We start from the raw sequence: 19,949 nt of genomic DNA, 5'->3' as shown, positions 1-19,949 counted from the left end.
CGCCTCCCCGAGACTTCAGCGCACAGCCCAGGTGACAGCGACCTTCGCGCACGCGTGCCGGCGGCTGGCCGCCGATCCGATATCGGCCAACCCGACGAGTGCCCCAATCGGCACGAAATCCGTCGTCACCTCGACAGCCGGGATCCCCTACAGCCAGGCCAGGGTGGCGACTTCGCGCTCGAAGTGCGGGGCCGAGGCCGCGGCGGTCAGCAGGCCCGCCGCTTTGAGCGCCTGATATCCGCCCTCGAGGTCGGTGGCGCGCCGCAGGCCCAATTGCTGCAACGAGGCCGCCGCCAGGCTCGAGGTGTAACCCTCCGAGCACACGATGATCCATTCCACATCGTGGTGCTCGGCCATGGCCAAACGCGCCGAACTGGACGGGTCCAAACGCCATTCCAGCACATTCCGCTCGATCACCAGTGCACCCGGCAGCGTGCCCTCACGCAGCCGCTGGGCCTGCGGGCGAATATCCACCAGAATCGCGCCGCGCGCGATGGCCTGCGGCAATTCGATCGGGAGCAGGCGGCGCAGCTGCTGCCGGGCCTGGGCGAGCATGCCGTCGATCGTCAAGTGGGTCATTCGATTTCACCTTCGGGCTGGTCGGTGAGGACGGAACGGGTGCGCCGCAGGGTGCCGTGGCCGGTGACCTCGTAATAGGACATGGCCGTGAGCGGCGGGGAATAGGCGTGCACGCTCAGCGTCGGATTCAGCGGGCCGGTGAGCCCGGCCTCCGCCTCCGGGGCCCGCACCACGTCGTGCACCCAGCCGAGCGGGAAGGAGGCCTGATCACCCGCGGCGAGGGTGCGGCGGCGCAGTTCCCGGCCGTTCCAGCGGTATTCCGACAGCGCGCCCGAGAGCACGGTCAGCGCTCCCAGCGAGCCGGCGTGGTCGTGCAATTCGGTGTACTTGCCCTCGACCCAGCTGATCAGCCAGAGATCCACCTCGTCGTCGGCCATAAGCCTTGCGGCCCAGCGTTTTTCGGTGGGCCAGAGGCCGTCGGCGGGCAGCAGGTGGTCGTAGCGGCCCTCCAGCACGCCCTGGGCGCCCTCGTCGGTCAAGCGCAGCAGATCGGCCGGACGCAGCCGGGTCGGCAGGGCGGAGACGGCGCGGGTGTCGGCAGGTAGGGAAAGAGCAGAGGAACGCATGAGCGAAACTCCAAGAAGTGTGTCTGTGGTCGGGGGGCTATACGCAGCCTCGACGACCGTCGAGGCGAATCAGCCTCGACAACACTCCTGGGTGCTCACGCGGAAATACACGCCCGCGAGTCTAACAGCAGGCAGCGTGAGCGCAAAGAGCCGAACACGTCACACCGCGGAACGCGACAAGGTCGGGGCAACTCGTGGAGCACGCCCAGAATGGATTCACCACCCGACCGCGGCACGCGTGCACAGCGGTCAACGGCTCCCAGCCGGGCGCTGAGGTCTCGCAGAGGCGGAGGAGCGCTGTTGATTGCGCTCATAGACCAGACGTAGGCCGTCCAGCGTCAGATGCGGCTCGTGATGCTCGATGGTCTCCGACTCGGGCACGATCAGCGGCGCGGTCGCCCCCGTGGCCACCACCGCCACATCGTCGCCGGAGAAGGCCTCGATGTCGCGAATACGGTCGATCAGGCCGTCCACCAGGCCCGCGAAACCGAAGATGGCGCCCGACTGCAGGCATTCCATACTGTTCTTGCCCACCACCGAGCGCGGGCGGGTCAACTCCGCGCGGCGTAGCGCACTGCGAGCGATCAGCGCCTCGGTGGAAATCTCCACACCCGGCGCGATACTGCCGCCCAGGAATTCTCCCTTGGCCGACACCAGATCCACACAGATCGCCGTGCCGAAATCCACCACGACGGCCGGCGAACGGAAACGGTGATATGCCGCAAGACAATTCACAATGCGATCCGCGCCGACCTCCTTGGGATTGTCCACCAGCAGCGGAATACCCGTGCGCACACCGGGTTCCACGAGCACGTGCGGCACATGACCCCAATAACGGGACAACATCTCACGGAGTTCGCGCAAAACCGGCGGCACCGTGGACAGCGCCGAAACACCCACCACCTGATCGGCGTCCGCGCCGATCAGGCCGCGCACCTGGAGCGCGAATTCGTCCGCGGTCAGCAGCGGATTGGTGTGCATCCGCCAGTGGCGCACCAGTTTCGCGTGCTCCCCGCTGCCCGAGAACAGCCCGAGCTCGATGCTGGTATTGCGGACGTCGATGGTCAGCAGCATGGCCCGCCGCTCAGGCCAGCGAGAGCGAACGCGGCGAGATCAGGCCCGACCCCTCGGGGGCGTGCGCCGGATCGGCGCCCAGCTCGATCGGGCGATTGCGTTCGTCGACGAAGACCACGTGCGGGGCGTAGTCCTTCAACTCCCGCTCGTCCAGCATGCCGTAGGCGATCAGGATGACCAGGTCGCCGGGATGCACGAGATGCGCTGCGGCGCCATTGATTCCGATCACGCCGGAACCGCGCTCGCCCGCGATCACATAGGTCTCGAGGCGAGCGCCGTTGGTGATGTCGACAATGCTGACCTTCTCGCCCTCGAGCAGGTCGGCGGCATCGAGCAGGTCCTGGTCCACCGTCACCGAGCCCACATAGTGCAGATCGGCGTGAGTCACCGTGGCGCGGTGGATCTTCGACGTCATCATGGTGCGCAACATCGTCGTCGCCTTCCTAGAGAGCTGCCTGGGCAGGCTGATCGGGAGCAGTGGGATGGCCATCGAGCGGCTTGCCGATGGAGACGGGCATGTTGTCGATCAGGCGGGTGGTTCCCACCCGGGCCGCGACCAGCAGCCGGGCATTGCCGGTCGGCCACTGTTCGGAGAAGTCGGCGCCCCGCAGGGCCAGATAGTCGAGCTGAATGTCCGGCGCTACATCCAGCACGGACCGCGCCGCCTCCAATACGGCCTCGGGACCGCGCCCGGCCGCGTGCCGACCGGCCAGCAGCGCCGCGGACAGGGTCGTGGCCAGCTCGCGCTCCTCGGGGCTCAGGTAGCGGTTGCGGGAAGACTTGGCCAGACCGTCCTGCTCGCGCACGGTCGCCGCCGGCACAACCTTCACGTCCATATTCAGATCGACGACCATCTGCCGGATCAAAGCCAGCTGCTGATAATCCTTCTCGCCGAAGAACGCCTCATGCGGTTGGCAGATATTGAGGAGCTTCGACACCACGGTCAGCACGCCGGAGAAGTGGCCCGGGCGGGTCGCGCCCTCGAGGATGTCGCCGTAGGGACCGGCCTGCACGGTGGTGCGCGGACCGAACGGGTACATGTCCTGCGCGCTCGGCGCGAACACCAGCTCGACGCCCTCACCACGCAGCAGTTCCACATCCGCGTCCAGGGTGCGCGGGTATTTGTCGAGATCCTCGTTCGCGCCGAACTGCAGCGGGTTCACGAAGATCGACACGATCACGGTGGTGTTGGTCAGCTTGGCCAGCCGCACCAGCTCGAGATGGCCCTCGTGCAGCGCGCCCATAGTCGGCACCAGCGCGACCCGACGGCCCACCGACCGCAACGCCTTGACGACCTTGGTCATGACCGCCGGCTCGTGCAGCACGGTCAGCTCGCCGCGCTTGTACGTGCCAATCAGCTTGGGGTCCATCGACGTCAGCGTCCTTCCAGCAGATCGATCAGGGCGGGATTTGTCCGGGCGCGCTCGGCCGAGCGCAGCGACAGGGCGCGGTAGCCCGCGGCCAGACGGGGATTGCGGGCCTCGAGGGCCTCCAGATGCGCGGCCACCGCAGCCACGTCCCCGCGCGCCACCGGGCCGGTCAATGCGGCCGGGCCACGGCGCAGGGCATTGTCGAGCGCGGCCGAGGCCAGCGGGGCCAGCATGCGCTCGGCCAGGCCGCCCGGCTGATCGTCGACCGTCTGCTGACCCAGCAGACCCGGGCCGACCAGCGCCGCGCGCAAGGCCTCCACCGCATCCACGATCAAGGTCACCAGATGGTTGCTGCCATGCGCGAGCGCCGCGTGATAGAGGGTGCGGTTCTCCTCCGCGACCCGCACCGGCTCGCCGCCCATCTCGATCACCAGCGACTGCCCGATGGCGTAGCCGATGTCATCCGCGGCGGTCACGCCGAAGCAGGCATTGGCCAGGCGGGCCACATCCTCGTCATGCCCGGTGAACGTCATGGCCGGATGAATCGCCAGCGGCAGCGCGCCCAGCGCGGTCAGCGGCGCGAGCACGCCTACCCCGCTCGCACCCGAGGTGTGCGCCACGATGGTGCCCGCACGGACCGCGTTCGCGGCCGCCAAACCCGAGACCAAACCCGGCAATTCGCTGTCCGGCACCGACAGAATCAGCAGCTCGCTGCGGGCGGCGACCTCCTCGGCGGGCAGGATCCGGGAATCCGGCAGGCGCGTGGCGGCACGGCGCACCGAGGCATCCGAGATCGCGGACACCCCGAATACGACATGACCGGCACGCTCCAGCGCCACACCCAGCGCGGATCCGACGCGTCCCGCCGAGACGATTCCCACCGTCAAGCGTGCAGGCGCAGGATCGGTCCCGCAGACATCCTTGTCCGAGGTCACTTTGTCCTCTCGAAAGTCGTTCCAGTCCCGCCATGCGGGTACCGGACGTTACTCGAGCGAGAATATCGCCGCCGATTCGCCAGAGCTACCCAGTGTGGGATAGGCAACTCTCGCGATTCTCGAGGGCTTCGCCCCCGAACCCCCAGAGATTCCCGGGGGCGCTGCCCCCGAACCACCGGGGAAATCCGCGTCCCCCGCGCCCGAACCACTGGGGAATTCCGCGTTCCCCGCTCGAACCCCGCGGAACTTCGCGGGCGAACCCCGACGAAACTCTGCGGTCCTCCGCGTGCGAACCGCCACCGAACTCCACGATCTCCCGTGCGAACCCCGACGGAACTGCGGGGCGCCGCCCTGAACCCGGCGGGCTTCCGTTTTCAGCACGAACCGCCGCAGTATGCGGGCGGTGGCGGTCAGTTGCTGTTCTCGGACCTGAGGTTGGCCATGATCTCGGCGACCGAGAGGCGGTGGGTGCCTTCGCTGTCGGCACCCTCGTCGGAACGACGGCGACGGCGGGTCGTGGCACGGCCGACCGGGGACGATGGGGTGGGCTCGGAGGTCAGGCGCGGGATGGAGGCGCTGCCGTTGTCATTGGCGGCGGCGTGGCCATTGCGGGTGGGGTGGCCGGCGGCGAGGGTGTCGCTCTCTGCGAGGTCGGCGGATACGTTGGCGGCCTCGGGGCTCGAGGCGGGGCCCGGTGAACCCGGCTCGGCATTGGCGCGTTCGGCCTCGTAGTCCTGGCGCATGGCGTCGGTGATGATCGAGGTCTCGGCGGTGACCGGGTCGTCGAAGGGGGTGGCGAAGGCCGGCGGTTCGGGGTGGGAGGGATCGATCTTGGGGGCCATGCGGGAGCGGGGGTCCTCGTCGTCCTCGGCCTGGTCGGGGGACGACCACGGATCCCAGGGGTCCGCGTCCGTCCAGTTATCGTTCGCCGCCTCGGGGGCCGAATCGACGTCGCTGCTCGGAAGTTCTTGGACCCGAACGGCATCCGCGCGCAGGGCCGGACGCTCGGAGGGCAGGTCGCCGTCGAACAGGCGCTGCAGGCTCTCGCGCAGGACCGTGAGTTCGGCGCGCAGCGCGGCCATCTCCGCGGCGTCGGCGCCGACCTCATGACGGACCCGGGTCTCCACACCCAGCTCGTATTCGCGGCGGGCAGCAACCTCGCGCTCCAGCTGAAGTTGGTAGACCTTCTGGAGGTCACCCACTTTCGCCTTGTCGATGGCCGCTTCCCTGCGATAACGCGTGGCCGCGAGCGCGCCGATGGCGGCCGCCCACAGGGCCGCGACCAGGCCCACCCGGATCAGGTGGAGGTTGTCGCTGAACACCAGGAAAACGCTGGCAACCAGTCCGAGGAGAAGCAGAAAGCCGGTGAAGAACTTTCCCGCATCCTCCCGCCGACGACGGGAAGCACTGCTACGGGAGGGTGAAACCATGTCAGCCAGCGTAGCTTGATATCGGGAGTGCGGCCCCCACCTTGGTGATCATCAGCGCCAATTAGTTAACTATGAAGTAGCCGCCTCGTCGGGCGGCTCGATGGGAGCCCGGCAGCAATACTCCAGCCACAACGCCGCCGCCACCAAGGCCACCCCGCCCAGCAGACCCACCACCGCGCCCGGCGTATCCGCCGCCGCCGCACGCAGATCAGAGCGCTGCATGAGCAGCCACACCAGAAAACCCAGCCAGATACCGCCCACCAGCGACCCCACCTGCGCCGATGCCTTGGCCAGCGCCACCGCCCGGGCCGCCGTGATCGGATGCAACTGCCCGGAGCCGGGCCCGATGCCGTGATTGTCCTTGCGCTGCCGAATCACGAAGGCAAGCACCGCCTCCAGCAGCGCCACCGGCAGCAGCGAGGCGCCGGAGAACACCGAGATGGGCGGGAAACTCGAATACGCCATATTGGTGGCGACCCAGGCCACAATCGCCGCCAGCAGCACATTCGCACACAGATCGAGAATGCGGGTCGGCTTCACCGCAGCAACTCCCGCGTCACCGTGACCAACCCAGCGTCAGCTCGGTGCGGCGCACACCCCGCACCTCGGCGGAATCCAAGGCGGACAACCACTCTCGCAGCGAACGCGGCGCACCGGCCACCTCCAACTCGGCGTCCGGCTCCACCTCCAGCCACGGCACCAGCACGAACGCCCGATTGTGGGCCTGCGGATGCGGCAGCGTGAGCACCGGATCCAGACTGCGCACCACCACCCGGCGGTCACGGCGGCGCCGCTCGGCCTGCACCACATCCACGTCCAGAGTGCGCGCACCCCAGCGGACCTCCCGCATCCGGCCCGCGGCCTGCTCCAACTCCTGGCCCAGCCGTAGCCAGTCCGAAGGCTCCATGGCCGGATCCTCGGCCACCAGCACGGCATTCAGGTAGTCCTGCTGTGGCACCCCGCCCCAGGGCGGAGTCGAGTACACCGACGAGACCGCCACCAGGCGCGGGCCCAGCGCCTTTACGACACTGCGTAGATGCGCCAGCCGGTCACCCATGTTCGATCCGATCGACAGGACTACGCGGGTCACCGCTACTCCTCTGGTTCGCGACGGCGGGACGTGACTACTCGGACGTCTTCGAAACTATGCGGAATCGGCGCGAAAGGCTTGTGCAGCACCACTTCCACGGCCTGGACGCGGGCATCGGCCATCACCTCGTCGGCGATGTCGGAGACCACAGTCTCGATCAGATCCTTCGACTCACCGGCCACGATCCGCACCACCTGCTCGGCGAGTTCGCCATAGTGGACGGTGTCGGCGATGTCGTCGGACTTCGCGGCGGCCGTGAAATCCGTCCACAGCGTCAGGTCCACGACGAACTCCTGGCCGTCCCGCTTCTCGAAGTCGAAGACACCGTGATGGCCGAACACGCGCAGGCCGCGCAATTCGATTCGGTCACCGGGCAATCCGGCACGGTCGATGCTCACCGCTGCACCGCTCCCCGCTCGCGCCGGTACCGCTCCCGCAGCCGCCGCGCGGCATTGGTGGTCGCGTCGACGACCGCGATGGCGTCCAGCGACGACCGGACATCGTGGACCCGCACGCCCCAGGCGCCGTGCTCGGCCGCCAGCGCCGAAATCGTGGCGGTGGCGACCTCGCGGCCATCCGGCGGGCGCGGACCCTCGGCATCGGCCAGCAGCCCGCCGAGAAAACGCTTGCGGGAGGCCCCGATCAGAATCGGCAGGCCCGCGTCCATCATCTCCGTCATGCGATAGAACAGGCCGCCCAGCAACTCCCAGTTGTGGTCGGCGTTCTTGGCGAAACCCAGGCCGGGATCCAGCACCAGCTGCCCGAACTCGACGCCGCCGGCGAGGGCGAACTCCACCTGCGCGTACAGCTCCTCCCAGACCTTGGACACCACATCGTCATACTGCTCGGCCGGACCGGCATGGCGGTAGTCCGCCTCGGCGCGCCAATGCATGAGGATCCACGGAACCTTGGTCTCGGCAACCACTTTCACCATATTCGGGTCGGCGCGACCGCCCGAGACGTCATTGACCATCGTCACGCCCGCCGCGATGGCGGCCTCGGCCACCCCGGCCCGCATGGTATCCACGCTGGTCGGCACCCCGGCCGCGGCCAGCCGCCGGATCACCGGAACCACCCGTGCCGCTTCGGTTTCCGGGTCGATGCGGATAGCGCCCGGGCGAGTGGACTCACCGCCGACATCCACGATGTCCGCGCCCATCTCGTATAGCTCCATGCCACGCGCCACCGCCAGCCCCGGATCGAGGTAGCGGCCACCGTCGGAGAAGGAATCGCTGGTGACATTGACCACGCCCATCACCACACAGGAACGCCCCCCACGCGGCTCCAACAGGCGTGTTGTCACAGCGCCTCCAAGCACCCGCACCCGAGGTTCGTGGCCGGTCTCGCTTCGCGACTGCGATCCGCCTTCCCGCGCTCGGAGCGCGGGAGCGAAGCCGAGGCCAATCCCAACCCTGACTCGCTCAAAGAATCCTCCAAGGTTCGCGGCCAAGCGCGGGGGAGCGAACGGCTCCACAGACCCGCGCCTTGGAGGAGCGGAGGAGGGAAGAATCGAGACCTCGGGGCCGCGAACCCGCCCGGAGCGAAGCGGAGGGCAAATTCAACACAGCTCACTTTCGCAGAATCAGGTCCAGGGCCTCGGCGCGCGAGGCGGCATTGGACTGCAGCAAGCCGCGCACCGCCGAGGTGGTGGTGGAGGCGCCCGGCTTGCGGATGCCGCGCATGGCCATGCACAGGTGCTCGGCCTCGACCACCACGATGGCGCCGCGCGGATCCAGCTTGGCCATCACCGCGTCGGCGATCTGGCTGGTGAGCCGCTCCTGCACCTGCGGGCGCTTGGCGTACAGATCCACCAGGCGGGCCAGCTTGGACAGACCGGTTACCCGGCCGTGCGGGCCGGGTATGTAGCCCACGTGCGCGACACCGTGGAACGCCACCAGGTGGTGTTCACAGGTCGAGTACATCGGGATGTCGCGAACCAGCACCAACTCCTGGTGTCCCTCGTCGAAGGTGGTGTTGAGCACCTCGGACGGATCGGTGAACAGCCCGGCGAACATCTCGCGGTAGGCCCGCGCCACCCGGCCCGGGGTGTCGGCGAGCCCGGGACGATCCGGATCCTCGCCGACCGCGATCAGCAATTCGCGCACGGCAGCCTCCGCGCGCTCCTGATCGAACGGCCGACCGGTGTCGAGCGCGATCGAGCCGGACACGACACGGTTGTTGGTGGCCGACAATCGACACCTCCTGTGTTGACTTGCCGCACATGCAGACGCGGCCTGGGCGCGGTCGCCGAACCCCTCGGACGGGTCGGCCGCCGGGCGTTCACCCCGTCCGAACCCCGCCCGAGCCGGGCCGCGAACCCACTGAGCCTATCGGGACCGCGGTCAGCGACGACCGTTCGGTCCGTCCCAACCGTTCTTCTCGCCCTCGTCATTCCCGGACGCCTGCTGCGCGGCCGGATGCTCGGGCTGCGCGTGGCCCGGCTGGTACTGGCCCGGCTGGTAACGCTGATTGCCCGCGGGCGCCCAGCCGCCGTACGCACCGCGCGGCTGCGGGGCCTGCGGCTCGTCCTCCTGCGGCGGCCAGCCCGGCGCGGACCAACCGGCAGGGGCGCCGTAATCCGGGCGGGAACCGTGGGTCGGGGAACCGTGCCGCGGATAGGCCGGAGCCTGCGGTAGCGGGTAGCCCTGCGGCGCCGGCGCCGGGTAGCCGCCGTACTGCGGCTGCGAAGCACCGTAGGCCGGTTCCGGATACCCGTTGGTGGGCTGCGCCACCGGACGCGACGGCCGCGAAATCTCCTCCGGCCACGGCTCGCCGCGCTCGGCGGCCAGCTCGCGCGGAGTCTTCACCGGCGGACGGTCGGACGGGGTGCGATCACCGAAATCGTTGAAAGCCGTGATGCGCGGCCGCTTCTCGACGGTGACCAGCACTCCCTCGAGGTCCTTGCGATGCAGGGTCTCGCGCTCCAGCAACGCGGTGGCCAGCGAGTCCAGCTCATCGCGGTACTCGTTGAGCACCGCCCACGCCTCGGTGTGCGCGGCCTCGATGAGGTTGCGCACCTCCTCGTCGATCTCGCGGGCCACCTCGTGCGAGTAGTCCGAGGCCATGCCCATCGACCGGCCCAGGAAGGGGTCACCCTGTTCCTGGCCGTAACGGACCGCGCCCAGGCGGGCGCTCATGCCGTACTCGGTGACCATGGCGCGCGCGATCTTGGTGGCCTGGTCGATATCGGACGAGGCGCCCGTGGTCGGCTCGTGGAACACCAGCTCCTCGGCCGCGCGGCCGCCCATGGCCATGACCAGGCGGGCGATCATCTCCGAGCGGGTCATCAGGCCCTTGTCGTCCTCCGGCACGGTCATGGCGTGACCGCCGGTGCGGCCGCGGGCCAGGATGGTGACCTTGTAGACGGGCTCGATATCGGGCATCGCCCAGGCGGCCAGGGTGTGACCGGCCTCGTGGTAGGCGGTGATCTTCTTCTCGTGCTCGCTGATCACGCGCGACTTGCGGCGCGGACCGCCGATGACGCGGTCGACCGACTCTTCCAGCGCCGCGCCGGTGATCACATTGCCGTGTTCACGCGCGGTGAGCAGCGCGGCCTCGTTGATGACGTTCGCCAGGTCCGCACCCGACATGCCGACGGTGCGCTTGGCCAGACCGTCCAGGTCGGCGTCGGGCGCGATCGGCTTGCCCTTGGAGTGCACCTGCAGAATGGCGCGGCGACCGTTCAGGTCCGGGTTGCCGACCGGGATCTGCCGGTCGAAACGCCCCGGGCGCAGCAGCGCCGGGTCCAGGATGTCGGGCCGGTTGGTGGCCGCCATGATGATGACGCCGGTGCGCTCACCGAAGCCGTCCATCTCCACCAGCAGCTGGTTCAGGGTCTGCTCGCGCTCGTCGTGGCCGCCGCCCAGGCCGGCGCCGCGCTGGCGGCCGACCGCGTCGATCTCGTCCACGAAGATGATGCAGGGGCTGTTCTGCTTGGCCTGATCGAACAGATCACGCACGCGGGACGCGCCGACACCGACGAACATCTCGACGAAGTCCGAACCCGAGATGGTGAAGAACGGCACCCCGGCCTCACCGGCAACGGCCTTGGCCAGCAACGTCTTTCCGGTGCCGGGCGGGCCGTAGAGCAGCACGCCCTTGGGGATCTTCGCGCCCAGCGCCTGATAGCGCGCCGGGTTCTGCAGGAAGTCCTTGATCTCGTAGAGCTCTTCGATGGCCTCGTCGGCGCCCGCCACATCCTGGAAGGTGGTCTTGGGCATGTCCTTCGACAGCAGCTTGGCCTTGGACTTGCCGAAGCCCATCATGCCGCCGCGGCCGCCGCCCTGCATGCGCGCCATCACGAAGATGAACAGGCCCAGCAGAATCACCATGGGCAGCATGAACAGCAGAATCTGGCTCAGCCAGGAATCCTGCTTGACGGCGGTGTTGACCTTGGCGCCGGAATCCTGCGCGGCCTTGAAGACCTGCGCGGAGACCTCGCCGCCGCCCGGGTATTTGGCGATGAGTTTGGTCTCGCCCTTGGTCGCATCATTGCCGTTCTTCAGCGTGATGCGCAGCTGCTGTTCTTTGTCGTCGATCTGGACCGATTCGACATTGGACTTGTCCTGGAGCTGGGACAGCGCCACCGAGGTATCGACGCTATGCCAGCCGCGCGTGTCGTTGCTGAAATAGCTGACCAACCAGATCACGAGCAGGAAGCCCGCGACTATGGCCAGGTTGCGGAACACAGTCTTGCGGTTCATAGAGCGTCGGCCGGCGGCCAGTCCTTTCCGGGGGGTGTATCCGGTTTGCCTGCGATGCTTCGGGGCACGCCCGTTCCGGCGAACGGATGCGGACATGCCACGTTACCGCGTACGGTCTAGTCGTTACATCGCGCAGTTCGGCAGCTAGTGCAGTTCAACAGGTAAACGGCTGGAGAACGCGGGTGGTTCCCCGACCATCTGCGGCAACACGTCGGATCGATCACCCCCTGGTGTCGGACCGAGTGGTCACAATCATGGCATGGTCGTCTTATCGTGAGTGACGACACAACAGAGCGCAGGGGGTATGGACATAGTCGAGCTACGGACACCCACAGCGATCGTGCGTCACGGCAACGGGCGTTTGATGGTGCTACGACCCGGAACCGACGGCGAGCGCGTGCTCGACGTGCCGGTCAGCGACCTGCTCAAGGTACGTTTGAACCGGCGCGCCGATGACGCCGTCGTCATCGAAATATATCTGCGCTATCCCACGCCGGTCCTGACCGGAGTCCCCGCCGACCGCACCCCGCTGCCGGTCCTCATCGCCGAGCACGATGTGCCCGCCGCCACCGTCATCGTCGAGCGCATCAACAATCAGATCCTGGCCACCCAGCGACTGGACGTGGCCGCCCCCGATCTGACCCCGCCCGTGCCCTCCTGGGGCCGCACCGGGCCCACCCGCGCCGACGTGGACCGGGCGGTGCGGCGCATGACGCCCACACGGGACGCCAAGCCGGCCGTCGCGGCGCTGCAGCGCTATGTCACGCCGGACGAATACGTGCTGGAGACCGCCATTGTCACCGCGCAGCCGCCCGCGCCCCGGGCCACCGGCCTGCTGGCGGTCACCACCACGCGGCTGATCTTCATCTCGCTGGGCTCGGGCAAGCGCTTCGCCCATGAGCTACCGGTGGCGACCCTGCTGTGGTCGCGCACCACCGACGAGGCCGAGGCGCCCGGCGCCACACCCGGCGAATACGGGGTCGAGTTCAGCGACGGCAATCTGACCTGGCACTTCACCGGCACCGACCGGGCCGACACCGATCGGGTCACGGGCGCATCGAATTTCGCCATCCAGCGCGAGGTGGCCGACGGCGCGGCCGGTCCGGCGGATCCGGGCGTGGCGAAGCTGTACTCGGAATGGGAATTGCTGGTCGAGCGCCATTCGCTCGGCATGGTCGACGACGCGCAGTTCCAGCGCTACGGACGCGGAATTCTCCGGTCCCTGCCGGATTGAGCGACAAGGTTCGGGGGCAAGGCCCCCGAACCCCGCACGATTCATTCGCGCTGTCGCACAGGCTTATTCGTCGGCGGCTACCGCTACTCGTTCTTCTGCAATGTGACACGCCGCCACGGGCTGGTGGGACGCATCCACAGGCGCAACAATTCCATGCGGCGGTCCACGCCACCGGATTTCAGTTCCGCGAGGTCCTCACAGGCCTGCCAGTATGTCCACCCGGCCAGGTAGGCGTCGCCGAATTGCCGCCAGTTCCGGTATTTCCGCTGGGCCGGGGGCAGCGCGCGCATGAGGTAATCCCATGCGACATCCGCGTCGAGATAGCCCGCGGTGTAGGCCATGCGGGCGACGGCGACCACGCGGGCCAGGTCCCACGCCTGAATGTCCGTGGGCAGCGGGCGGACCAAATGGTCGGTGAGGCCGAGTTTGATGGCCTGCGACCAGATGTCGTAATCACGGACCAGGGCCTCAGGATTATCCATGCCGCGGAACGAGCCGACCTGGCGCAGGAACGCGCGGTGCCGATCGGCGCGCTCACCGAAGCGATCGCGTTCAGGGGAGTTGATGGCGGCCATGACGAGCGGGTGCACGAGCGCGTAGAGCGGGCCGTGCATGCCGTCGAGCAGTTGTTCCATGGAGGCCATGGCTTCGGTGCCGTCGGTGATGCCCCACGCCCCGGTCAGGGTGTCGATCGCGAGCTCTCGGCGATCGCCGAGCGGATGCTCGCGTTCGGGCCCGAGCAGCAGGGCGTCGTGGAAGGCATCCCAGCGCGAGGAGTAGAAACCCCCGAGCGACAAGGCGCGCAGTTCGTCGTCGGAGACCTGCGCACCGGACCAGTGATCGTCCTCGCGCTGGTCGAGCTCCGGGTAGGGGAATGTCGTCAGCGTGGGCACGTCGCGGGCGGGCATAAGCAGAGTCTAATTTGCCTGCGCTTCGCTCCGGCCGGTTCACGACTCCTGGGTCTCGATTCTTCCGTCCTCCGCTTCTCCGAGAGCAGGCCCAGCAAGCCGTTCGCTACCCCAACTTCAAGACGGAGGTCTATCGAGCGGAGGCGGTGGTTTTCGAGCCGCAATCCGGAATCGAGCGGTCCGCCTCCCCGCGCTCGGCCACGAACCCCGCGCGTCTCATTTCGGATACATCGCACTTTTGCGGCGGATACATCGCACCTTTGCGCAATTGTCTGAATTTTGCCCTGTCACAGCGGGTAATCGGCCGCTAACCTCTGGGGGCATGAGTGGGAACATCACCCTCCTGCGCGGGCTGACCCCGGCAGCCACGGAGCAAGAAATCTACGCCGCCGCACAGGAATACGTGCGCAAAGTCGGCGGGGTGTCGGGATTGACGACGGCCACCAAGGCGGCCGTGGACAAGGCGGTCGCGACCATTGCCGCGGCCACCACACAGCTGCTGGCGGAATTGCCGGAGCGCCCGGCCTCGGAGGGCGAGCCGCCGAGCCGCAGACGAGCTGTCCGGCACACCGTCACGGAAGAAGCGGGCTCCGGCTCGCAGGCTCACACGCCGTATACCGCCACGCAGTCGAGCGCGACCTCCAGTCGCGATCCGCGCTGATCGAGAGGGTGACCGAGTAGTTCTTCTATGCGCTGAATCCGGTATCGCACCGTGTTCTTGTGCACGCCGAGCAGTTTCGCGGCCGCGTCCGGACTGCGGCGGGCTCGCAGGTAGGCATGCAGGGTTTCCCGTAATCGTGCCGACTGACCGTCGGGTGCGGCGAGCGCGCCCAGTTCCCTGTCGATGAGTGACCGCATGGCGACCTCGTCGGTCCCCGCCAGATAGGCGACCTCGACCTCCGCGTAGTGCACCACGCGCGGGGCGCCCGGGCGTGCCCGCTCGGCGACCTGCCGGGCGGCGACCGCTTCGCGGTGGCTGTCGCGGAAGCCGGTGGTGTGCGCGGCGGAGAAGCCGACCGCGACCCGCGCGGGCGCCTCCACCGACCACACCGGATCATCCGGTTCGGGCAGCTCGGCGTCCAGGCCGATCCAGGCCCACAGCGCGGTGGCGCCCGAGGGCACGGTGAGCAGGCTGCCGTTGCCCAGCGCGCCCGCGTAGCGGGCCACGATCCGGTCGAGCCGCCCAACGGCCTCACCGGCGCCGTCCGACGGCAGCGGCGCGGCGTCCTCGTCGGTCCACAGCACCAACGCCAGGTGCCGCTGCGCCAGCCGGTATCCGAGCTTGCCCGAAGCGCTTTCGATATCCAGTTCGGCGCCATCGAGCAGGCTGCGCACGATCTCGGCGCGCTGGGTGAGCGCGGCGCGCAGCCCACGTTCGCGTTCGGCCATATAGGTGTCGGTGAGCGCCTCGACCGAGGTGCTCACCCATCGCGTGGTGCGGTCGAAAAGCCGTAGCAGCACCGATCGTTCGATGTCCCGCGGCAGCTGCCGCTGCTCGAGCACCTCGGTCATGTAGTCGATGACGGCCTCCTGGCCGAGGTGGTAGACGCGCAGCAGCAGCCGCACGTCGTAGCCGCGGCGGGCGACGGTGCGGGCGAAGGCGTGCGCCTGCTCGGGGACCGGATATTCGAAGCGGTCCTGGGTGAGGCCGCTGAGCACGGCGACGGCATGGGCCCGGCTGCTGGCGGCCAGGTCGCGCCGCATATCGCGGTCCCGCAGCTCCGGAATGCGGGTGATGATGGCGTTGTCGAGCCGGGTGACGACCTGTTCGAGGGTTTCGGCGGGGAGGGTCTCGGCGACGAAATCCGCGATCCACTGGCGGATCTCCTCCGGGTTCGCGGTCGTCGCCACGGACACACCTCCGGGTTGTACTCAGAGCACAGAATCGGCCGGAACAATTGACCCGATTGGCCAAGCATGGGCTCACGAAATTGTGTCACGATCATAGTCCAGTGAGCTGGCGCACAGCTCACCGCCGCAATGAAGCGCAGGGGAAAGGCAGACCGTGACCAATACCGAATCCGCCGCGGGCACCGCCCGCAAGACCGGGGCCCGCAAGTCGGCCGGAACCGCCGTCAAGGCCGGCCGGAAACCGGAGGCCGCCCCGGTGCCGGCCACCGAACTCGAGGTCCGCAATCCGGCCACCGGCGCGCTGGCAGGGACGGTGCCGATCGATTCGGCCGAGACGGTCGCCGACAAGGTCCGCGAACTGCGCGCCCATCAGCCCGCCTGGGAGGCCCTGGGCCCCGAGGGGCGCAAGCAGTGGCTGCTGAAGCTGCAGGACTGGCTGGTGGACAATACCGATCATCTCGCCGACGTACTGCAGTCCGAGACGGGCAAGGCCCGCGTGGACGCGCTCATCGACCCGGCGTTCTCGGTCGACCTCACCGGCTACTATGCCCGGCGCGCCGCGAAATTCCTCGCCGACGAACACCCGTCGCCGCACAGCCCGCTGGCCCGGGTCAAGGAGCTGACCACCGTGTTCCGGCCGTACCAGGTCGTCGGAGTGATCACCCCGTGGAACTTCCCGCTGGCCATGCCCGTCATCGATGTGATCCCGGCGCTGGCCGCGGGCGCGGCGGTCATCCTGAAACCCTCCGAGGTGACACCGCTGTCGGCCGTCGAACTGGCGCGCGGCTGGCGGGAAATCGGCGCGCCGCCGGTGTTCGAGGTGGTCACCGGCGCGGGTGAGACGGGCGCTGCGGTGGTCGGCAACGTCGACTACATCCAGTTCACCGGCTCCACCGCCACCGGCCGCAAGATCGCCGCGGCCTGCACCGAGCGCATGATCCCGTTCAGCCTGGAACTGGGCGGCAAGGACCCCGCCATCGTGCTGGCCGACGCCGACCTGGACCGCGCGGCGCACGGCATCGCCTTCGGCGGGCTGTTCAATGCCGGGCAGGTGTGCATCTCGGTCGAGCGCGTGTACGTGGAAGCGCCGGTGTACGACGAATTCCTGCGGAAGCTGACCGCCGCCGTCAAGGAGGTCCGCCAGGGAGTCGACGGCCGCCGGCCCCAGTACGACATGGGCGCGCTGGCCAACGAGAACCAGGCGCAGATCGTGCAGCGGCACGTCGAGGAGGCCGTCGAGGCGGGCGCGCGCGTCATGACCGGCGGCAAGCGCACCGGTGTCGGAACGCTTTTCGAACCGACCGTGCTCGCCGACGTGGACCACACCATGACCTGCATGACCGAGGAGACCTTCGGTCCCACGCTGCCGGTCATGAAGGTGGCCGACGAGGCGGAAGCCATTCGGCTGGCCAATGATTCGATCTACGGCCTGTCCGCCTCGGTCTGGTCCGGCGACAAGGATCGCGCCGAACGCGTTGCGCGACAGTTGAACGCGGGCGCGGTCAACATCAATGACGTGTTCGCCAATATGTTCAGCTTCGCGCTGCCCATGGGCGGCTGGGGCCTATCGGGCACCGGCGCGCGCTGGGGCGGGCCCAACGGCGTGCGCAAGTACTGCCGTCAGCAGGCCATCACCAAGCCGATCCTGCCGACGCAGACCAAAGAACCGCTATGGTTCCCGTATTCGCCGCCCAAGCTGATGTTCGCCATCGGCGCCATGCGGGCCGCGGGCACGCGCGGGCTGCGGCGGATCGACCTGCCCTCCATCATCAAGACCGTGCGGGGGCTGTGATGACCGACTTCGGCATGATCGCGGGCAAGGTCGTCGTGATCACCGGCGGTGCGCGCGGCATAGGCCTGGCCAGCGCGACCGCCTTGCAGGCGCTCGGCGCGAAGATCGCCATCGGCGATATCGACGAGGCCACTGTCAAAGAGTCCGGTGCGGCAAGGGATTTCGACGTCTACGGCAGGCTGGACGTCACCGATCACCAGTCCTTCGAGTCCTTCCTCGACGAGGTGGAGCGCCAGCTCGGCCCGATCGACGTGCTGATCAACAATGCCGGGATCATGCCCACCGGGCGCGTCGTGGACGAGCCGGATCAGATCACCCGCCGCATTCTCGACATCAATGTGTACGGCGTGATCCTCGGCTCCAAGCTGGCCATCGGGCGCATGCTGCCGCGCGGGCGCGGGCACGTCATCAATATCGCCTCGCTCGCGGGCGAGACCCACATCCCGGGCCTGGCCACCTACAACGCCAGCAAGCACGCGGTACTCGGCTTCACCGATACCCTGCGCGAGGAGTACCGGGGCACCGGCCTGCGGTTCTCCTCGGTGCTGCCGACGCTCACCAAAACCGAACTGGGATCCGGGGTTACGGCTCCCAAATTGATGCGGCCGGCCGAACCGGAGGAGATCGCCGACGCCATCGCCAAGCTGATCGTGGAGCCGCGCTCCAAGGTCCGCGTCACGGCGGTGGCGGGGATCATCTCGCAGGTGGTGGGATTGCTGCCGCAGTCGGTCGGCGATGCCATCGGGCGCGCGCTGGGCGCGCAGTCCGCGTTCCTGGACGATGTGGACTCCGACGCGCGCAAGGCCTATGAGAACCGGGTGCGCGAGTAGCTCGTAGGGTCGGCGGCATGGGTAGCAGGAGTGCGGTTTTCGCCGGATTGTCGACATTGGATCTCGCCTATGCCGTCGACCGGTATCCCGCCGAGGACTCCAAGACCCAGGCCGCCGACCTGTTCCTGGGCGCGGGCGGACCGGCCGCCAATGCGGCGGTGACCTACGCGTTCCTGTCCGGCACGACGCCGACCCTGGTCACGGCGCTGGGCAAACATCCACTGGCCGAACTGATGCGCGGCGATCTGCACGGGCACGGGGTCGCCACCGTGGATCTGACCCCCGACGGTGATCAGCAGCCGCCGGTGTCGTCGATCATCGTCGCGACCGCGGCGGCAACCCGGACCATCGTGTCGCTGGATGGGTCTCGGATTCACCCCCGCCTCGACGACACGGTGGCCGAAACGCTCGAATCCGCCACGGTGCTGCTGGTCGACGGGCACTATCCCGAGCCCGCCGTGCGGCTGGCGAGGGCGGCGCGGGCCATGGGCGTGCCCGTGGTGCTCGATGCCGGGCGCTGGCGGCCGGTGCACACCGACCTGCTGCCGGTCGTCGATATCGCCATCTGTTCGAGTGCGTTCACTCCGCCTGGGGTACAGGCCGATTCGGCCGCCGAGGTGTTCGACCATCTGCACTCGGCAGGACCGAGGTATGCGGCGATCACCGGTGGCGGCGGTCCCATCCGTTACTCGATGCCGGACGGACGCGGCGAGATCCCCGTCCCCGCGGAATCCGCGGTCGACACCCTTGGTGCGGGCGACATCCTGCACGGCGCGTTCTGCCACTTTCATGAGCGCGGCGCGGATTTCCCGCTGGCGCTGCGGCGGGCGGCGGTGGTCGCCACGGCCTCCTGCGGATTCGTGGGCACCCGGGAATGGATGCGGCACTTCGACTCTCAGTCGAACCGGTAGCCGCGTCCCGCCTTGCGCAACACGAGATCGGCGCGGGTGCGGGTGGATTCGACGAGGGCGGCGTTGCGGAGGTCGCTGTGCGCCACCTTGGTGCGGGCGGCCTCGGGAGTCCGGCCGCCGCGAATGTGGCGTCGCAGCAGGCGCTGTTCGATGATCCGGCGCGGCGCGTCCAGGTACCAGGTCTCGTCGAGCAGGGGGCGCACGGGGGCCCAGGCCGGGTGGGCGCGGTCGTCCAAAAGCAGGTAGTTGCCCTCGGTGACCACGATCGATTGACGGTCGAAGACGACTCCGCCGGGGACGGGTTCGTGGATGTCGCGGTCGTAGGTGGGCCAGGAGACCGGGGTGCCGAGAGCGGTGTCGCGGAGGGTGCGCAGCAGGGCGACGTAGCCGTCCGCGTCGAAGGTGTCGGGTTCGCCCTTGCGGTCGAGGATGCCGGCGGCGCGCATTTGCGCGCTGGTGAGGTGGAAGCCGTCCATGGGTGCGACGTCGGCGATCGTGGCGCCGGCGGCCAGGTTCAGTTCGTCGCGGATGCCGCGGGCCAAGGTGGATTTGCCCGCGCCGGGCGGGCCCGCGATACCGAGCAGAAACCGACCGGGATGCCCTTCGGAGCGGCGGCGCACGCGAGCCGCCAACTCCGCCAAGGAGGTTTCGACACTGCCGCGTACCGCCACCCCCC

At 68.5% G+C, this 19,949-nt stretch carries 21 protein-coding genes; 5 read left to right on the top strand and 16 right to left on the bottom strand.

Annotated elements, in window-relative coordinates; all coding sequences use genetic code 11:
• Positions 1 to 147: 147 nt before the first annotated feature.
• The 13 genes from GLP40_RS05915 to ftsH form a co-directional block, all read right to left on the bottom strand.
• Entirely contained in the window at positions 148 to 579 is a 432-nt protein-coding gene (locus GLP40_RS05915) for a rhodanese-like domain-containing protein (RefSeq protein ID WP_196054532.1), read from the bottom strand.
• Complete coding sequence (locus tag GLP40_RS05910; protein WP_154786739.1) at positions 576 to 1,145, bottom strand: cysteine dioxygenase; 570 nt, start codon at positions 1,143 to 1,145, stop codon at positions 576 to 578. Before GLP40_RS05910 ends, GLP40_RS05915 begins: the two co-directional genes overlap by 4 nt.
• Before the next feature lie 249 nt (positions 1,146 to 1,394).
• The gene (locus tag GLP40_RS05900) at positions 1,395 to 2,219 is read right to left on the bottom strand and encodes a type III pantothenate kinase (RefSeq protein ID WP_154786737.1); all 825 of its coding nucleotides are present in this window, start codon (positions 2,217 to 2,219) and stop codon (positions 1,395 to 1,397) included.
• Between the two features lie 10 nt (positions 2,220 to 2,229).
• A complete protein-coding gene (gene panD, locus GLP40_RS05895; RefSeq protein ID WP_154786736.1) occupies positions 2,230 to 2,649 on the bottom strand; it encodes an aspartate 1-decarboxylase in 420 nt (139 codons plus the stop codon).
• Positions 2,650 to 2,662: 13 nt separating this feature from the next.
• Entirely contained in the window at positions 2,663 to 3,589 is a 927-nt protein-coding gene (panC, locus tag GLP40_RS05890; protein WP_154786735.1) for a pantoate--beta-alanine ligase, read from the bottom strand.
• 5 nt (positions 3,590 to 3,594) lie between these two features.
• Positions 3,595 to 4,524: a Rossmann-like and DUF2520 domain-containing protein gene (locus GLP40_RS05885; RefSeq protein WP_328289745.1), complete on the bottom strand. Its 930-nt coding sequence runs from the start codon at positions 4,522 to 4,524 to the stop codon at positions 3,595 to 3,597.
• Between the two features lie 410 nt (positions 4,525 to 4,934).
• Positions 4,935 to 5,954, bottom strand: coding sequence for a DUF6779 domain-containing protein (locus tag GLP40_RS05880; protein ID WP_154786733.1), 1,020 nt, complete (start codon positions 5,952 to 5,954; stop codon positions 4,935 to 4,937).
• A gap of 69 nt (positions 5,955 to 6,023) precedes the next feature.
• Complete coding sequence (locus GLP40_RS05875) at positions 6,024 to 6,494, bottom strand: DUF3180 domain-containing protein (protein WP_328289744.1); 471 nt, start codon at positions 6,492 to 6,494, stop codon at positions 6,024 to 6,026.
• Between the two features lie 16 nt (positions 6,495 to 6,510).
• A complete protein-coding gene (gene folK, locus GLP40_RS05870) occupies positions 6,511 to 7,044 on the bottom strand; it encodes a 2-amino-4-hydroxy-6-hydroxymethyldihydropteridine diphosphokinase (protein WP_328289743.1) in 534 nt (177 codons plus the stop codon).
• Between the two features lie 2 nt (positions 7,045 to 7,046).
• Complete coding sequence (gene folB, locus GLP40_RS05865) at positions 7,047 to 7,442, bottom strand: dihydroneopterin aldolase (protein ID WP_328289742.1); 396 nt, start codon at positions 7,440 to 7,442, stop codon at positions 7,047 to 7,049.
• The gene (folP, locus tag GLP40_RS05860; RefSeq protein ID WP_154786897.1) at positions 7,439 to 8,299 is read right to left on the bottom strand and encodes a dihydropteroate synthase; all 861 of its coding nucleotides are present in this window, start codon (positions 8,297 to 8,299) and stop codon (positions 7,439 to 7,441) included. Before folP ends, folB begins: the two co-directional genes overlap by 4 nt.
• A gap of 313 nt (positions 8,300 to 8,612) precedes the next feature.
• The gene (gene folE / locus GLP40_RS05855; protein ID WP_154786732.1) at positions 8,613 to 9,236 is read right to left on the bottom strand and encodes a GTP cyclohydrolase I FolE; all 624 of its coding nucleotides are present in this window, start codon (positions 9,234 to 9,236) and stop codon (positions 8,613 to 8,615) included.
• Between the two features lie 150 nt (positions 9,237 to 9,386).
• Complete coding sequence (ftsH, locus tag GLP40_RS05850) at positions 9,387 to 11,747, bottom strand: ATP-dependent zinc metalloprotease FtsH (RefSeq protein ID WP_154786731.1); 2,361 nt, start codon at positions 11,745 to 11,747, stop codon at positions 9,387 to 9,389.
• Between the two features lie 364 nt (positions 11,748 to 12,111).
• Here ftsH and GLP40_RS05845 point away from each other — a divergent pair, with 364 nt between their 5' ends.
• Entirely contained in the window at positions 12,112 to 12,981 is an 870-nt protein-coding gene (locus GLP40_RS05845; RefSeq protein WP_230329251.1) for a hypothetical protein, read from the top strand.
• An 83-nt stretch (positions 12,982 to 13,064) separates the two neighbouring features.
• Here the strand turns inward: GLP40_RS05845 and GLP40_RS05840 are convergent, their stop codons facing one another.
• Positions 13,065 to 13,889, bottom strand: coding sequence for a DUF1266 domain-containing protein (locus GLP40_RS05840; protein ID WP_154786729.1), 825 nt, complete (start codon positions 13,887 to 13,889; stop codon positions 13,065 to 13,067).
• A gap of 322 nt (positions 13,890 to 14,211) precedes the next feature.
• Between GLP40_RS05840 and GLP40_RS05835 the strand changes: the two genes are divergently transcribed.
• The gene (locus tag GLP40_RS05835; protein WP_154786728.1) at positions 14,212 to 14,550 is read left to right on the top strand and encodes a DUF2277 domain-containing protein; all 339 of its coding nucleotides are present in this window, start codon (positions 14,212 to 14,214) and stop codon (positions 14,548 to 14,550) included.
• Here GLP40_RS05835 and GLP40_RS34700 read toward each other — a convergent pair.
• Positions 14,493 to 15,740, bottom strand: a complete 1,248-nt coding sequence (locus tag GLP40_RS34700) for a PucR family transcriptional regulator (RefSeq protein ID WP_328289741.1) — start codon at positions 15,738 to 15,740, stop codon at positions 14,493 to 14,495. The genes GLP40_RS05835 and GLP40_RS34700 overlap by 58 nt on opposite strands.
• A gap of 154 nt (positions 15,741 to 15,894) precedes the next feature.
• On the opposite strand from GLP40_RS34700, the gene GLP40_RS05825 reads away from it, so the two are divergent.
• The 3 genes from GLP40_RS05825 to GLP40_RS05815 are packed head-to-tail and all read left to right on the top strand — an operon-like array spanning position 15,895 to position 19,273.
• Positions 15,895 to 17,532 (top strand): aldehyde dehydrogenase family protein, encoded by a 1,638-nt coding sequence (locus GLP40_RS05825; protein ID WP_407671535.1) that lies wholly within the window; start codon positions 15,895 to 15,897, stop codon positions 17,530 to 17,532.
• Positions 17,532 to 18,362 carry an SDR family oxidoreductase gene (locus GLP40_RS05820; protein WP_154786727.1) on the top strand — a complete coding sequence of 277 codons (831 nt, stop codon included), beginning with the start codon at positions 17,532 to 17,534 and terminating at the stop codon, positions 18,360 to 18,362. The genes GLP40_RS05825 and GLP40_RS05820 overlap by 1 nt, the downstream gene beginning before the upstream one ends.
• Before the next feature lie 17 nt (positions 18,363 to 18,379).
• Positions 18,380 to 19,273, top strand: coding sequence for a PfkB family carbohydrate kinase (locus GLP40_RS05815; RefSeq protein ID WP_154786726.1), 894 nt, complete (start codon positions 18,380 to 18,382; stop codon positions 19,271 to 19,273).
• Here GLP40_RS05815 and GLP40_RS05810 read toward each other — a convergent pair.
• The gene (locus GLP40_RS05810) at positions 19,258 to 19,944 is read right to left on the bottom strand and encodes a nucleoside/nucleotide kinase family protein (protein WP_328289740.1); all 687 of its coding nucleotides are present in this window, start codon (positions 19,942 to 19,944) and stop codon (positions 19,258 to 19,260) included. The genes GLP40_RS05815 and GLP40_RS05810 overlap by 16 nt on opposite strands.
• Between the last annotated feature and the right edge of the window lie 5 nt (positions 19,945 to 19,949).

Source organism: Nocardia aurantiaca (assembly GCF_009708175.1).
Taxonomy (GTDB): Bacteria; Actinomycetota; Actinomycetes; order Mycobacteriales; family Mycobacteriaceae; genus Nocardia; species Nocardia aurantiaca.
Note: the sequence above shows the minus strand (reverse complement) of the source record. Positions and strands in the feature narration are given on the sequence as shown.

What these genes read in the sequence shown, in the direction of transcription:
- panC (WP_154786735.1), bottom strand. Translation starts at nt 3,589, where the DNA reads ATGGACCCCAAGCTGATTGGCACGTACAAGCGCGGCGAGCTGACCGTG.
- GLP40_RS05815 (WP_154786726.1), top strand. Translation starts at nt 18,380, where the DNA reads ATGGGTAGCAGGAGTGCGGTTTTCGCCGGATTGTCGACATTGGATCTC.
- GLP40_RS05910 (WP_154786739.1), bottom strand. Translation starts at nt 1,145, where the DNA reads ATGCGTTCCTCTGCTCTTTCCCTACCTGCCGACACCCGCGCCGTCTCC.
- GLP40_RS05835 (WP_154786728.1), top strand. Translation starts at nt 14,212, where the DNA reads ATGAGTGGGAACATCACCCTCCTGCGCGGGCTGACCCCGGCAGCCACG.
- GLP40_RS05820 (WP_154786727.1), top strand. Translation starts at nt 17,532, where the DNA reads ATGACCGACTTCGGCATGATCGCGGGCAAGGTCGTCGTGATCACCGGC.
- GLP40_RS05845 (WP_230329251.1), top strand. Translation starts at nt 12,112, where the DNA reads ATGGTGCTACGACCCGGAACCGACGGCGAGCGCGTGCTCGACGTGCCG.
- GLP40_RS05900 (WP_154786737.1), bottom strand. Translation starts at nt 2,219, where the DNA reads ATGCTGCTGACCATCGACGTCCGCAATACCAGCATCGAGCTCGGGCTG.
- folP (WP_154786897.1), bottom strand. Translation starts at nt 8,299, where the DNA reads ATGGGCGTGGTCAATGTCACCAGCGATTCCTTCTCCGACGGTGGCCGC.
- GLP40_RS05840 (WP_154786729.1), bottom strand. Translation starts at nt 13,889, where the DNA reads ATGCCCGCCCGCGACGTGCCCACGCTGACGACATTCCCCTACCCGGAG.
- GLP40_RS05915 (WP_196054532.1), bottom strand. Translation starts at nt 579, where the DNA reads ATGACCCACTTGACGATCGACGGCATGCTCGCCCAGGCCCGGCAGCAG.
- ftsH (WP_154786731.1), bottom strand. Translation starts at nt 11,747, where the DNA reads ATGAACCGCAAGACTGTGTTCCGCAACCTGGCCATAGTCGCGGGCTTC.
- GLP40_RS05880 (WP_154786733.1), bottom strand. Translation starts at nt 5,954, where the DNA reads ATGGTTTCACCCTCCCGTAGCAGTGCTTCCCGTCGTCGGCGGGAGGAT.
- panD (WP_154786736.1), bottom strand. Translation starts at nt 2,649, where the DNA reads ATGTTGCGCACCATGATGACGTCGAAGATCCACCGCGCCACGGTGACT.